The sequence below is a fragment of the Arthrobacter sp. Z4-13 genome, assembly GCF_054792705.1.
Window position 1 is genome coordinate 240,440 of sequence record NZ_CP096459.1, and the last position, 13,330, is coordinate 253,769.

Sequence of the window (13,330 nt, forward strand, 5' to 3'; positions counted from 1 at the left end):
CTCAGGATTCCTTGACGATGATGCTGCCTACCTGGGTGGCAATGCGCCGCATGTCCTTGGTGACGTCCACCAGCTGGTTGGCGACATCGCGGTTCCTTGAGTACTGCGCCCACTTCATGTCACTGATCATGTCCGCCACCCACACCCGGTGCGTCCGTTCGGCGCGCTTGGCCAGGCGAAGGATCTCGATCCAGTAATCCTCCAGGTCGTCCAGGTTGTCGAGCCGCCGCATGGCGTCCACGGTGAGCTCGGCCTGCCTGCTGATGATTTCCAGCTGGTCCGCGGCACGCTTGGGCAGCCGCTCCAGCCGGTACAACGCCACGAGTTCCCCAGCGGCATCCAGCTTCTCGATGGCCTCATTGAGGTAGCGGGACAGGGCGTACATGTCTTCGCGGGGGAGCGGGTTTACAAAGCTGGTGCGCATGTGGGTCAGGAGGGCAAAGTGCAGCTCGGCGGACCTGGCCTCGTGGTTGTGCATGTCTTCGACAAGCTTGCTGTGCTCTGCGGCGGGTACGCCGAGGATTTCGGCCAGGGTGGCGCTGGCCAGCACGATCTGCTGCGCCATCTGCGATAAGAGGTTCAGCCCGGCGGGCTCCTGGGGAAAAAGGCGCAGCTTCACGTAGTAACCGGTCTCCGGGATAAGTACAGGGCGGAAGTTGCCTGCCGTGTGACTTGACCCCGGCGCGCAACTGACGCTAACTCTACCGGCCTGTAACTGCACCCCCGAAATGGGCAAACAGGAAACGGGCAAACGGCAATTGGGCAGAAAAATGGTGCCGAACCGGATACGCCTCTCGGCGGTAGGCCGCTCTAGGCGGCTGAATGTTGAAGCCCGGGGGTTTCGCGGCTCGGCACCAGTTTCAGTGTTCTACGTTGGTTGGCCCAAGTCAACATTGACAGATACGGGCCCTTGGGCCAGTGGGGTTCGGTCAGTCCAGCTCACCCAGGCGCCATGCGTTGGCAGCGTGCTCGAGGTCCTCAGCGGTTTTCACCAGCTGATGGGAGTTGCGGGTGAGCCTGCTGGCGTGCGCCTCGTTGCCGTGCTCGGCACCGTCGGCGAGAGTGGCCTGGCCGAGGGCCACCACGCGGCAGAAGGCAGCGGAACGTTCCAGCGCAACGTCGAACTCGCCGTCGAACGCGCCCGAAAGGATGGCGTCAGCCATCACTTTCATTTCGTCAGCTCCGGGAGGTTCGGCGGCGCCGGCTACCACGTTGGAGACCTGCGCGGTGTCCTTGCCCGCGCGGAAGTACACCGAGATGCGCTCCGGGTCCTGGACGGTGGCCGCGCGCAGGGCATACAGCCGCCACAGCGCGCCGGGCAATGAACGGGCCGGGCTCTCGGCCCACATCTCCGCGATCGCCTCCAGGCCCTGCTCGTCGGCAAGCTTGACCAACCGATCGGTCACCACGGGGTCGTCGCTGTCCCGCCCGTGGCGGACCAGCGCCTGGGCAGCCAGGTGCGCGGCTTCGGACACGCGGGCGGGGTCGGCGCCGCCGGCGAAGGGTTCGAAGTCGACGGGCGCGAAAGGCTTCGGCTTGTGGTGCCGGTTGGCGCCGCCGTAATGACTGGAACCTGTTTGCTCGCTCATGCCCCCCACGCTACTCCTGTGCCCAGCGGGAAATCGAGCATCAGGACATTGCCGCCGGGCGCCATCGCAGGCCCGACGGCGGGGCCAGGCCTGTGTGCGAATGGTGCCCTGGCCATGGGTTAGAGTATTAACGTCCAGAAATGGATGGGCCGGGTTGGCCGGCACATTGTGCCGAAGCAGCCCGGCTGGGGCCTTTAGCTCAGTTGGTAGAGCATCGGACTTTTAATCCGTGGGTCGTGGGTTCGAGCCCCACAGGGCCCACTCTTTTAGCGAAGAGCGGGAAATCCCCCGGCAGCCTCCCCGAGGCCGCCGGGGGATTTTTTGTTGGCGGCAACCGGCACAATGGGGACATGACAAAAAGCAGCACCGGCCGGCTGCCGCGTCTTGAGGACGTGGCCGAACTTGCCGGCGTCTCGCACCAGACCGTTTCCAGGGTGGTCAACGGCCACCCCAATGTCAGCAAAGCAACCCGCGACAAGGTCGAGGCGGCCATCGCTGAACTCGGCTACCGACGGAACACCGCAGCCCGCAGCCTCGTCACCCGGCGCTCGCAGACTATCGGTGTGCTCGGCAGCGAGCTTTCCCAGTACGGCCCGGCCAACACCCTGCTCGGAGTGGAGCAGGCCGCCCGGGACGCCGGCTACTTCGTCAGCATTGCCGCGCTGCGTTCCGTGGGCAGGGACGCGATCTTCGATGCGCTGCGGCATTTCCTGGACCAGGCGGTGGACGGGATCGCCGTCCTGGTGCCGCATACCGAAACCCTGCGCATCCTGGAGGAGTTCAATCCCGGTGTGCCGGTGGTGGCCGTCGGCTCGGTGGGCAACGAAGCCGTGAGCGGGGCGATGGTGGACCAGAGGCGCGGGGCGGAGATCGCCGTCGGGCATCTCATCGAACTGGGACACAGCCGGATCGGGCACGTTGCCGGGCCGGCGGACTGGATCGACGGCGCCCTGCGCACCGAGGGCTGGCGCGCTGCACTCCAGCACGCAGGGCTTCAGGACGACCTGCTGCTGGAAGGCGACTGGAGCGCGGGCAGCGGCTACGCGATCGGGCGGCAGTTGGCAGCGGAACGCACTGCCACCGCTGTCTTCGTGGGCAATGACCAGATGGCCCTCGGGGTGCTGCGCGCCTTCAACGAGGCAGGGGTCCGAGTGCCCGACGACGTCTCCGTGGTGGGGTTCGACGACCAGCCGGAGTCCGGCTACTTCACCCCGCCGCTCACCACCGTGCGGCAGGACTTCGAAGAGCTCGGCAGGCGCTGCATGGACGCCATGCTGAAAGAGATTGAGGCGGGCGCCGCCGTCAGCTCAACTGTCGTCATCCCGGAGTTGGTGCGCCGGGAGAGTGCAGCCCCGCCCAGCCAATAGGGCCTGCTTCACGCTAGCCTGAACAGATGCCCCAGCCTGAACAAATGCCCCGCAACAGCGCCCTGTCCCGCCTTCTCGGCGCCGGAGAAACCCTGGCAGTTGACGGGGCACTGGCCACGGAGCTTGAGGCGCACGGCTGCAACCTTGAGGACCCTTTGTGGTCCGCAAAAGTCCTGCTGGAGCAGCCGGAGCTCGTCCGGCAGGTCCATCTGGACTACTTCCGGGCAGGAGCGCGGGTTGCCATCACGGCCAGCTACCAGGCAACGCCCTTGGGGTTTGCCCGCCGCGGCATCCCGGAAGCCAGGGCCCTGGAGCTGGTGGCACTAAGCGTCCGCCTGGCCGATGAAGCGCGCCGCGAATACCTGGCGGGAGATCCGGACGCCGCCCCGCTCCTGGTTGCCGGTTCCGTCGGGCCGTACGGGGCCTACCTTGCGGACGGCTCCGAGTACCGCGGCGACTGTATCCTCAGCCGGAGGAAGTTCCTGGAGTTCCATCGGCCGCGGATCGCAGCCCTGGTGGAGGCTGGAGCGGACGTCCTTGCCTGCGAAACGCTGCCGTCCCTTCCCGAGGCGGAGGCCCTGCTGGAACTGGTCAAGGAGTTCGACGTCGATTCCTGGCTGACGTTTACGCTGCGGGACGGGGCGCATATCAGTGACGGCACCCCCTTGGAGCAGGTGGCGGCGATCGTAGATGAAGAGCCGCTGGTGGCCGCCCTCGGCGTGAACTGCGTGCCGCTCGACTTGGTCTCCCCGGCGCTGGACGCACTGGGACAAGCCACCCGGAAGCCGCTGATCGCCTACCCCAACTCGGGTGAGACCTATGACGCAGCCACCAAGACCTGGTTGGCTGCCCCGCTGGCTGCCGGTGCGGCTGACCCCCGCCGGCCCGGCAGCCTTGCCGAAGGGGCCGAAACGTGGCTCCAACTCGGGGCGCGGATGGTGGGCGGCTGCTGCCGGACCTCCCCGCAGGACATTGCTGCCCTGGCCGGTGTCGTGGCCAGGTCCTAAGCTGCGGGGGAGCCTTGCCTGCCCGCCGGGATGCGGCGGGACCAGCCGGCAAGCCGGGGCCAGTAAGTGATAGCGGCATACGATGCCAACGCCGCGGCCATGTGCAGGTAAAGCATCAAATGCAGTGAATAGCCCACGGGCGCGGCCGTCTCGCCGGCCGGCGTTGGTTCCTGGCTGACTCCGCCGTGCCCGTGCCCTGAGAGCCCGTTTCCCGAGCCGCCGGAAAATACCGCGAACCCCAGGTGAAGCAGCTGCTGGGCCACTCCGCACAGAAGCAGCAATGCCCAGCCCGGCAGCGGGAAGCGCCCCAGGATTGCCGCCACCATGCCAAGCAGCGCGGCCAGTGCCCCAAGAATCATGAGGCTGGGCGCGGGGCCTCCGCCCGCAAAGTGGGCAGCCAGTCCGAGGCCGGTGGAGAGTGGGCCAGCAAGCCAGGCAAAAGAGCCGGCGCGGGCACGTGGTTCCGCGTCCTCCATCGAGCTCCTTCCGGTTCTGCTGGGCTTCGTTCTGTCCTTACCCCCTTTGGCAGCGTCCCACACTTTCTCCGCGTATCCGCCTCCATGTGCAGGGAAAGCTTTCGAAGCGAGCATTGACATCCATCTTGTTAGCGCTCACAATCGAAGGGGCCGCGAAGCTGCGGCAACTATCGGAGGAACTTTCAATGGACGTCACAGTGGACCCGGACAGCTACGTCATCGGTGTGGACTATGGAACGCTCTCGGGCCGGGCCGTGGTGGTCCGCGTCCGCGACGGCAAGGAACTCGGCAGCGGGGTGTACGAGTACCCCCATGCGGTGGTTACGGACCGCCTTCCCAAAGACCTGGCGGAAGTCTCCGGCAAGCCAGCCGCCCGGCTCCCTGGAGAATGGGCGCTTCAAGTACCCAACGACTACCGCGATGTCCTGCGGGTTGCGGTGCCGGCCGCTGTCGCCGAGGCAGGGATTGACCCTGCCGCCGTCGTCGGAATTGCCACGGACTTCACTGCCTGCACCATGGTGCCGGCCAAGGCGGACGGCACCCCGCTGAATGAAGTCCCCGGGTTCGAAAACCGGCCCCATGCCTACGTAAAGCTGTGGCGCCACCACGCCGCGCAGGGCCAGGCCGACCGGATCAACCAGTTGGCTGCCGAACGGGGCGAGGAGTGGCTGCCGCGCTACGGCGGGCTGATTTCCTCGGAGTGGGAGTTCGCCAAGGGACTGCAACTCCTGGAGGAGGACCCGGAAGCCTACGCGGAGATGGACCACTGGGTTGAAGCTGCCGACTGGATCGTCTGGCAGCTGTGCGGCCAGTACGTCCGCAATGCCTGCACTGCCGGGTACAAGGGCATTTACCAGGACGGCCGTTACCCGTCGGAGGACTTCCTGGCGGCCCTGAATCCCCAGTTCAAGGGTTTTGTCAGCACCAAGCTTGAGCACACCATCGGCCGCCTCGGCGAAGCCGCCGGGTATCTCACCGCTGCGGCTGCTGCCTGGACCGGCCTGCCCGAGGGTATCGCCGTCGCCGTGGGCAACGTGGACGCCCACGTCACCGCTCCTGCTGCGCGGGCAGTGGATCCCGGCCAGTTGGTGGCCATCATGGGCACCTCCACGTGCCACGTCATGAACGGCACCGAACTGCGCGAAGTGCCCGGCATGTGCGGGGTGGTGGACGGCGGAATCGTGGACGGACTTTGGGGCTATGAAGCCGGCCAGTCCGGCGTAGGCGACATCTTCGCCTGGTTCACGAAGTACGGTGTGCCGCCCGAATACCATGAGTCAGCCGAAGCAGCCGGCCTCGGCATTCACGAATACCTCACGCAACTGGCCTCCCAACAGGCCATCGGCGAGCATGGCCTGGTCGCGCTGGACTGGCACTCGGGCAATCGCTCAGTGCTGGTGGATCACGAACTGTCCGGCATCGTGGTGGGGCAGACCCTGGCGACGCGCCCCGAAGATACGTACCGCGCACTGCTCGAAGCCACCGCCTTCGGCACGCGGACTATAGTGGACGCCTTTCGCGATTCCGGCGTCCCGGTCAAGGAGTTCATCGTGGCCGGCGGCCTGCTCAAGAACCCGCTCCTGATGCAGATCTACGCGGATGCCACCAACCTGCAGCTGTCAACGATCGGTTCGGCCCAGGGCCCGGCCCTCGGCTCCGCCATCCACGCCGCCGTCGCGGCGGGAAAGTACACAAACATCCGCGAAGCCGCCGCGGCCATGGGCTCTGAACCCGGCGAGGTCTACAGTCCTATCCCGGAGAACGTGGCTGCGTACGAGGAGCTGTTCCAGGAGTACAAGACCTTGCACGATTACTTCGGCCGCGGCAGCAACAACGTGATGCACCGGCTGAAGGCCATCCAGCGGAGGGCGGCCGGTTCTGTTTTTGAAGCTGCGGCCAACTCTTCCGCAGTCGCTGCGGAGGTGTCAGCGTGAGCGCCGGAATCCTGGACACCATTGCCCGGGTCCGCGAGGAAGTGTGCGCCCTGCACGCCGAGTTGACACGTTACGAACTGGTGGTGTGGACGGCGGGGAACGTCTCTGCCAGGGTTCCCGGCAGCGACCTCATGGTGATCAAGCCCTCCGGCGTCTCCTACCAGGATCTGACCCCGCAACAGATGGTGGTCACGGATCTTTACGGGGTGCCCGTGGAGGGCGACGCAACAGGTGAATGGAGCAACCCGGCCCTGTCGCCGTCGTCGGACACTGCCGCGCATGCCTACGTTTACCGGCATATGCCCGAGGTGGGCGGGGTGGTGCACACGCACTCCACCTACGCCACTGCGTGGGCCGCGCGTGGAGAGGCGATCCCGTGCGTCCTGACCATGATGAGCGATGAGTTCGGCGGGTCCATCCCGGTGGGGCCGTTCGCGCTGATCGGCGATGATTCAATCGGCCACGGCATCGTGGAGACGTTGAAGAACTCCAATTCCCCGGCCGTGCTGATGCAGAACCACGGACCGTTCACCATCGGCAAGGATGCCAAGTCAGCGGTGAAAGCGGCAGTCATGTGCGAGGAAGTGGCCCGCACGGTCCACATCGCACGGCAGCTGGGCGAGCCTCTCCCCATCGACCAGGGCCACGTCGACTCCCTCTATGCCCGCTACCAGAACGTCTACGGCCAGTAACAGCCGTCGGCCCCACCAGAACCTAGTCCCCAGGAGAACCCATGAGCACCGCAGCAAACACTTCCCTTGACGGCTACGAGGTCTGGTTCCTCACCGGAAGCCAGCACCTCTACGGCGAGGACGTCCTCAAGCAGGTGGCCGCCCAATCACAGGAGATCGCCAACCAGCTCAACGCCTCCTCCTCGGTGCCGGTGCGGATCGTGTGGAAGCCGGTCCTCACCGACTCGGACGCCATCCGCCGCACCGCGCTGGAGGCCAACTCGGACGATTCCGTCATCGGGGTCACCGCCTGGATGCACACCTTCTCGCCGGCCAAGATGTGGATCCAGGGCCTTGACCTGCTCCGCAAGCCGCTGCTGCACCTGCACACCCAGGCCAACCGGGACCTGCCCTGGGCGGACATCGACTTCGACTTCATGAACCTGAACCAGGCAGCCCACGGCGACCGCGAGTTCGGCTACATCCAGTCCCGCCTCGGCATCGCCCGCAAGACGGTGGTGGGGCACGTCTCCAACCCTGAAGTGGCCCGCCAAGTGGGTTCCTGGCAGCGCGCCGCCGCCGGCTGGGCCGCCGTCCGGACCCTGAAGCTGACCCGGTTCGGCGACAACATGCGCAACGTGGCCGTCACCGAAGGCGACAAGACCGAGGCTGAGCTCCGTTTCGGCGTCGCCGTTAACACCTGGTCCGTCAACGAGCTCGCCGATGCGGTGCACGGCGTCGCGGAGGCCGACGTCGACTCACTCGTTGCGGAGTACGAGGACCTTTACGACGTGGTTCCGGAGCTCCGCGCAGGGGCGGACCGCCACGAGTCCCTCCGCTACGGTGCCCGGATTGAGCTGGGCCTGCGCAGCTTCCTGGAAGCCAACGGCTCCGCAGCATTCACCACGTCCTTCGAGGACCTCGGCGCGCTCCGCCAGCTCCCCGGCCTGGCCGTCCAGCGGCTGATGGCAGCCGGGTATGGCTTCGGCGCCGAGGGCGACTGGAAGACCGCCATTCTGGTCCGCGCCGCGAAGGTCATGGGTGCGGGCCTGCCCGGCGGGGCGTCGCTGATGGAGGACTACACGTACCACCTGGAACCCGGCGCGGAGAAAATCCTGGGCGCACACATGCTGGAGGTCTGCCCCTCCCTGACCGCAACCAGGCCGCGCCTGGAAATCCATCCGCTCGGCATCGGCGGCAAGGAAGACCCCGTACGCCTGGTGTTCGACGCCGATGCCTCCCCGGGTGTGGTCGTCGCCCTCTCGGACATGCGGGACAGGTTCCGCCTGGTGGCCAACGCCGTCGACGTCGTCCCCCTGGACCAGCCGCTGCCCAACCTCCCGGTGGCCCGCGCACTCTGGCAGCCCAAGCCGGACTTCGCCACCTCCGCCGCCGCCTGGCTTACCGCCGGCGCGGCGCACCACACCGTGCTGTCCACCCAAGTGGGCATGGATGTGTTTGAGGACTTCGCGGAGATCGCCAAAACTGAACTGCTCACCATCGATGAAGGAACCACCATCCGCCAGTTCAAAAAGGACCTTAACTGGAACGCCGCCTACTACAAACTGGCCGGCGGCATCTAGGCACCCTTGCTGTGCCTTTCGGCAGCTTGCCTAGTGCCCGAAGTGCGCGCGCGGAGGGCCCTCAGGCAGCCGCTCGAGGATGTCTTCCGCCACCCTTCGGACCTTGATGTTCCGGTGGCTTGAGGCCTTGGCCAGGATCGAAAAAGCCTCGTGGTAGGAGCACCTGTTCTGGGCCATAATCACACCGCAGGCAACATTGATGGACGTGCGGCTGTCCAACGCCAACCGCAGATCCGAGGCGGTGGACCTCGCGGTGTGCAGGTCAAGGGCCATCTGCAGGCTCTTGGCCGCGAGGCCGGCGAAGGCCCGCGCCTCTGAAATCACCTGCAGCGGGAATGCCTTGGCGTCCTGGGCAAAAAAAGCCAGGGCTGCACTGGCCTGGTGATGAGGCGTGCCATCGTCCCGCAGCTCGCCCGCGCCCTGATCCAGACGGAGGCGAACGCCGAGGACACTGCCCAGGCTGGCCAACTGCAGCTGATGGCAGTACCGCGGCCAGCGGAAATCGCCACTTCGTTGCAGCACGGCCACGGGATGTCCCCCGGTCAGGACCTCACTGACCGGCCCTTCGCCCGATTCCTGCTCCCACTGCAGCAGTCGGATGACTTCCGGCGATGTGCCCGTGATGGCCGGCGTCCGCTTCGTCTGGTGCACCACTACGGCAGCTTCAATGACGAGGCCTGCCGTGCGGACCACGGCCCGGACGGATGCGGCGGCAAGGAGTTCGAGGGAATCGTGCAGTATCTCCGTGCCGGTCATCAGGTCCAGCAGGATTCCGTCCGGCTTTCCTGCTGCGGATGCGGCTGTCCTGGGCGGCGTGGGTGCAGTGTGCCCCGATGCGGAGTTTCCGCGTGAGCCGTTTCCCGGCGGGGCGGCACCCTGCCGTTGGCCGTTGGGGCCCTGCGGAGAAGCAAGAGGGCCGGCGACGGCTGGGGGAGAGGCCTTGGTCTCAAAGGCCTCCTCGTCGCCGGCCCCGTTTAGTACCCGGGTCCGTCGGACCGGGAAGTCGGAGCTTGCGTATCGTGCATGCATTGCGTCTCACACCCCCTCGTGAGCAAGTACCGCGAGCCAGAACACGTCTTGTCTCTGTGAAAAACCTAGTTCGTGGGCGTCCGGGGAGAACGCGTAAGCGGTACTCGTTTTTGTAATTAGGTACTACTTGGTTTTTGGCCGGTACTACCTGTACTTGGTGTCTTCGCAGGTGGGCGTCCCGGGGCTGTCCGGGGCCCCGCGGAGCGCACACGTGGCGGAAGTCCCTCCACTGGGCTTGACTCCGGACCCGCTACGGCCAACAATATTTCTATAACGTTGTAAATTAGCCGGAAAGAATCAGGAACGAGGACGTTTTCGTGGCAGCAACAGAACCGGGCGGCACCGTCGAGACCAGCGGCGCAGGAATTACCTCAGCAAAGGTCACCATGGACCCCGCTTTTGCAGTGGGCCCTGTCCGCCGCCGGACATTCGGTGCCTTTGTGGAGCACCTGGGACGCTGTGTGTTCACCGGCATCTTCGAGCCGGACCATCCGCAGGCGGATGAGGACGGCTTCCGGAGCGACGTGCTTGAGCTGACCCGCGAACTTGGAGTGTCCACGGTCCGCTACCCGGGCGGCAACTTTGTGTCCGGCTACCGCTGGGAGGACGGTGTGGGCCCGGCAGACAAGCGGCCTGTCCGCCTTGACCTTGCCTGGCACTCAACCGACCCCAACCTGGTGGGCGTCGACGAGTTCGCCAAGTGGTCAGCCAAGGCCGGCGTCGAAACCATGATGGCCGTGAACCTCGGCACCCGGGGCACGCAGGAAGCGCTGGACCTGCTGGAGTACTGCAACATCGACGGCGGCACGGCCTTTTCGGACCAGCGCCGGACCAACGGCGCAGAAGACGGCTATGGCATCAAGATGTGGTGCCTGGGTAACGAGATGGACGGGCCCTGGCAGATCGGGCACAAGAATGCCCTGGAGTACGGCCGGCTCGCCGCCGATACCGCCCGCGGCATGCGCATGATCGACCCCGGCCTGGAACTGGTGGCCTGTGGCAGCTCCGGCCCCAGCATGAGCACCTTTGGCGAGTGGGAGCGCGTCGTCCTCTCGGAGACCTACGAGCTGGTGGACCTCATCTCGGCGCACCAGTACTTCGAGGACTTCGGCGACCTGCAGGAACACCTCTCTGCCGGCCACCGGATGGAAGCCTTTATCCACGACATCGTGAGCCACATCGACCACGTGAAGTCGGTGAAGAAGTCCGCCCGGCAGGTGAATATCTCCTTCGACGAATGGAACGTGTGGCACATGAGCCGGGACGAGTCCCGGGCACCCAGCGGCAAGGACTGGCCGGTAGCCCCCGTCCTGCTCGAGGACACCTACACGGTGGCGGACGCCGTCGTCGTGGGCGATCTCCTGCTGACCCTGCTCAAGAACACGGACCGCGTCCACTCCGCCAGCCTGGCGCAGCTGGTCAACGTGATCGCCCCCATCATGACCGAGCCCGGCGGCCGCGCCTGGAAGCAAACAACCTTCCACCCCTTCGCGCTCACCTCACGGCACGCCTCCGGGACCGTGCTGCAGCTCGCCGTCGAATCCCCGCTGGTCAGCGGCGGCAAGACGGTCGACTTTGCCGCCGTGTCCGCCGTCGCAACCTATGACGCAGACAAAGGCGAGGCCGTGGTGTTCGCCGTCAACCGCTCGGCCACTGACGCGCTCGGACTTGATGCCGTGGTGTCCGGCCTGGGCAATGTGAGCGTTGTTGAGGCCCTCACCTACACCAACAAGGACCCGTACTGGCAGGCAACTGCGGATGATTCGACCTCCGTCCTGCCGGCGGAAAACGTGTCCGTCAAGGCCGACGGCGGCCGCCTCACCGCCGACCTTCCGGCAGTTTCCTGGTCCATGATCCGGCTCGCCGTTGGCAGCTAATCCTTCCGGGGAGGGGGCGTCATGACGACGGCCGCGCGCAGGTGGGAGGATGGTCGGCATGGAACTGCATATCACGGGTGACCCCGCCGCGGACAGGTTGTTGAGCGAGGACGCTTTCGCATTGCTGACGGGCATGCTGCTGGACCAGCAGGTGACCATGGAATCGGCGTTCGCCGGGCCCGGGAAGATCAAGACCAGGATCGGGTCCATGAAGCCCGAGGCCATTGCCTCGCAGGATCCGCAGGCCTTCGTTGAGATGTTCAAGGAACGGCCCGCAGTCCACCGCTTCCCGGGTTCGATGGCGGCACGTGTGCAGGCGCTCGCCGAAACGGTGCAGAGCGAGTGGGACGGGGATGCCGCCGGGATCTGGACCAAGGGCGGGCCCGACGGCGGTGAGGTGCTGCGCCGGTTGAAGGCGTTGCCCGGCTTCGGCGAGCAGAAGGCCAAGATCTTCCTTGCCCTGCTCGGCAAGCAGTGCGGCCTCAAGGCGCCGGGCTGGCGCGAAGCGGCCGGGCACTATGGCGAGGAGGGCGCGTACCTTTCGGTTGCGGACATCGTCGATCCGGAGTCCCTCACCAAGGTGCGGGCCAGCAAGCAGGCTGCCAAGGCCGCGGCCAAGGCGGCCAAAGCGAAGGGCTGACAGGCTCGTCGCTGTCCTCGTCTTTCCGGCGGTTCCCGCACGGACGGCATCTTCTGCAACGATGTATGCCAGGAACAGCGGAACCACAAGAAGGAGCCATGATGGCGGTCACCATGAACGACGTAGCGAGGGCGGCGGGCGTCTCGTTGAAGACGGTGTCCAACGTCCTGAACGACTACGAGTTCATCCGGCCCGCCACCAAGCAGCGGGTTCAGGACGCCATCGCCGAGCTCGGGTACGAAGCCAACCTCACCGCCCGCAGCCTCCGCTCCGGCAAGACCCGCATGCTGGGCCTGGTCCTGTCCGACCTCTCCGCGCCCTATTACGCGGAACTGGCCTCCAGGCTGATGAAAGCCGCAGCCCAGCGGGGCTACCGGGTCCTGGTGGAACAGTCAGACGCCGTGGCGGACGTGGAGCTGAACGCCCTTCAAGGGCCGTTCCGCCAGTTGACCGACGGCCTGCTGTTCACGCCGCTGATGATCGACGCCGAGGCCATCGCAGCCCGCCTGGGCAACAAACCCCTGGTCATGCTGGGTGAACACATCCTCGATGCCCGCTTCGACCTCGTCACCATGAAGAACGAGGAAGCCGCCGCCGCCTTGACCGCCCATCTGCTGGCCGCCGGCCGGCGTCGGATCGCCGTCATCGGTGCGCATCCGGAGGAGTCCGCCGGCAGCCCCGGACTCCGCCTCAACGGCTACCGGAAGGCGCTGGAGCAGGCCGGGGTTCCGTTCGAGCCGGCGTTGATCGCGCCGTGCGAGTGGCGCCGGGACAACGGCGCGGTTGCGGTTGCGGGACTCCTGGAAGAGGGTGTGGAGTTCGACGCCGTGTTCGGCCTGAACGACGTCCTCGCCCTGGGTGCCATGCACGAACTGCTGATCCGCGGTGTCCGGGTGCCGGACGAGGTGGCCGTGGCCGGCTTCGACGACATTGGCGAGGCACGGTTTGCGTCGCCGCCGCTGACCACCGTTGCGCCGGGCATGGAGGAGATCGCCGAACGCTCCATAGCCCTGCTGCTCGACCGGATCGAGGGGCAGGAAACGGCCAGCCAGGGCGTTCATGTGGAGTCCGGGTTCCAGCTAAAGATCCGCGAATCCGCACCCTAGTTTCGCCCGGCCATCCGCAGGGTACGGTTTCCGGCAGAGCTCAACGAGGGA

Annotated in this window: 12 protein-coding genes and 1 tRNA gene; 9 read left to right on the plus strand and 4 right to left on the minus strand. The window is 66.2% G+C overall.

The window, feature by feature from the left end:
- Position 1 precedes the first annotated feature (1 nt).
- Entirely contained in the window at positions 2–619 is a 618-nt protein-coding gene (locus M1E07_RS02955; protein ID WP_461188815.1) for a nuclease PIN, read from the minus strand.
- Positions 620–929: 310 nt separating this feature from the next.
- Positions 930–1,589, minus strand: a complete 660-nt coding sequence (locus M1E07_RS02960) for a hypothetical protein (RefSeq protein ID WP_461188816.1) — start codon at positions 1,587–1,589, stop codon at positions 930–932.
- A 188-nt stretch (positions 1,590–1,777) separates the two neighbouring features.
- Here M1E07_RS02960 and M1E07_RS02965 point away from each other — a divergent pair.
- The 3 genes from M1E07_RS02965 to mmuM all read left to right on the plus strand — a co-directional run bounded on the left by M1E07_RS02965 (position 1,778) and on the right by mmuM (position 3,963).
- Positions 1,778–1,850, plus strand: a tRNA-Lys gene (locus M1E07_RS02965).
- Positions 1,851–1,939: 89 nt separating this feature from the next.
- Entirely contained in the window at positions 1,940–2,956 is a 1,017-nt protein-coding gene (locus tag M1E07_RS02970; protein ID WP_461188817.1) for a LacI family DNA-binding transcriptional regulator, read from the plus strand.
- A gap of 44 nt (positions 2,957–3,000) precedes the next feature.
- Complete coding sequence (gene mmuM, locus M1E07_RS02975) at positions 3,001–3,963, plus strand: homocysteine S-methyltransferase (RefSeq protein WP_461188818.1); 963 nt, start codon at positions 3,001–3,003, stop codon at positions 3,961–3,963.
- On the opposite strand, the gene M1E07_RS02980 is transcribed toward mmuM, so the two are convergent.
- On the minus strand, positions 3,960–4,439 hold the full coding sequence (locus M1E07_RS02980) for a hypothetical protein (RefSeq protein ID WP_461188819.1): 480 nt from the start codon (positions 4,437–4,439) through the stop codon (positions 3,960–3,962). The two genes, mmuM and M1E07_RS02980, sit on opposite strands and share 4 nt — an antisense overlap.
- 185 nt (positions 4,440–4,624) lie before the next feature.
- Here M1E07_RS02980 and araB point away from each other — a divergent pair, with 185 nt between their 5' ends.
- From araB to araA, 3 genes are read left to right on the plus strand one after another with little or no spacing between them, the layout of a single operon-like run.
- Entirely contained in the window at positions 4,625–6,373 is a 1,749-nt protein-coding gene (araB, locus tag M1E07_RS02985) for a ribulokinase (RefSeq protein WP_461188820.1), read from the plus strand.
- A complete protein-coding gene (locus M1E07_RS02990; RefSeq protein ID WP_461188821.1) occupies positions 6,370–7,065 on the plus strand; it encodes an L-ribulose-5-phosphate 4-epimerase in 696 nt (231 codons plus the stop codon). Before araB ends, M1E07_RS02990 begins: the two co-directional genes overlap by 4 nt.
- Before the next feature lie 41 nt (positions 7,066–7,106).
- Entirely contained in the window at positions 7,107–8,627 is a 1,521-nt protein-coding gene (gene araA / locus M1E07_RS02995) for an L-arabinose isomerase (RefSeq protein ID WP_461188822.1), read from the plus strand.
- Between the two features lie 30 nt (positions 8,628–8,657).
- Here the strand turns inward: araA and M1E07_RS03000 are convergent, their stop codons facing one another.
- Complete coding sequence (locus M1E07_RS03000) at positions 8,658–9,656, minus strand: GAF and ANTAR domain-containing protein (RefSeq protein WP_461188823.1); 999 nt, start codon at positions 9,654–9,656, stop codon at positions 8,658–8,660.
- A 386-nt stretch (positions 9,657–10,042) separates the two neighbouring features.
- Here M1E07_RS03000 and arfA point away from each other — a divergent pair, with 386 nt between their 5' ends.
- From arfA to M1E07_RS03015, 3 genes are all read left to right on the plus strand, one after another.
- Positions 10,043–11,533 carry an arabinosylfuranosidase ArfA gene (gene arfA, locus M1E07_RS03005; protein ID WP_461190469.1) on the plus strand — a complete coding sequence of 497 codons (1,491 nt, stop codon included), beginning with the start codon at positions 10,043–10,045 and terminating at the stop codon, positions 11,531–11,533.
- A 49-nt stretch (positions 11,534–11,582) separates the two neighbouring features.
- A complete protein-coding gene (locus M1E07_RS03010; RefSeq protein WP_461188824.1) occupies positions 11,583–12,173 on the plus strand; it encodes an HhH-GPD-type base excision DNA repair protein in 591 nt (196 codons plus the stop codon).
- Between the two features lie 101 nt (positions 12,174–12,274).
- Complete coding sequence (locus M1E07_RS03015; protein ID WP_461190470.1) at positions 12,275–13,279, plus strand: LacI family DNA-binding transcriptional regulator; 1,005 nt, start codon at positions 12,275–12,277, stop codon at positions 13,277–13,279.
- Positions 13,280–13,330: the final 51 nt, after the last annotated feature.

Coding starts and splice junctions, on each gene's coding strand:
- araB (WP_461188820.1), top strand. CDS start 4,625: ATGGACGTCACAGTGGACCCGGACAGCTACGTCATCGGTGTGGACTAT.
- M1E07_RS02960 (WP_461188816.1), bottom strand. CDS start 1,589: ATGAGCGAGCAAACAGGTTCCAGTCATTACGGCGGCGCCAACCGGCAC.
- araA (WP_461188822.1), top strand. CDS start 7,107: ATGAGCACCGCAGCAAACACTTCCCTTGACGGCTACGAGGTCTGGTTC.
- M1E07_RS02970 (WP_461188817.1), top strand. CDS start 1,940: ATGACAAAAAGCAGCACCGGCCGGCTGCCGCGTCTTGAGGACGTGGCC.
- arfA (WP_461190469.1), top strand. CDS start 10,043: ATGGACCCCGCTTTTGCAGTGGGCCCTGTCCGCCGCCGGACATTCGGT.
- M1E07_RS03010 (WP_461188824.1), top strand. CDS start 11,583: ATGGTCGGCATGGAACTGCATATCACGGGTGACCCCGCCGCGGACAGG.
- mmuM (WP_461188818.1), top strand. CDS start 3,001: ATGCCCCGCAACAGCGCCCTGTCCCGCCTTCTCGGCGCCGGAGAAACC.
- M1E07_RS02980 (WP_461188819.1), bottom strand. CDS start 4,439: ATGGAGGACGCGGAACCACGTGCCCGCGCCGGCTCTTTTGCCTGGCTT.
- M1E07_RS03000 (WP_461188823.1), bottom strand. CDS start 9,656: ATGCATGCACGATACGCAAGCTCCGACTTCCCGGTCCGACGGACCCGG.
- M1E07_RS03015 (WP_461190470.1), top strand. CDS start 12,275: ATGGCGGTCACCATGAACGACGTAGCGAGGGCGGCGGGCGTCTCGTTG.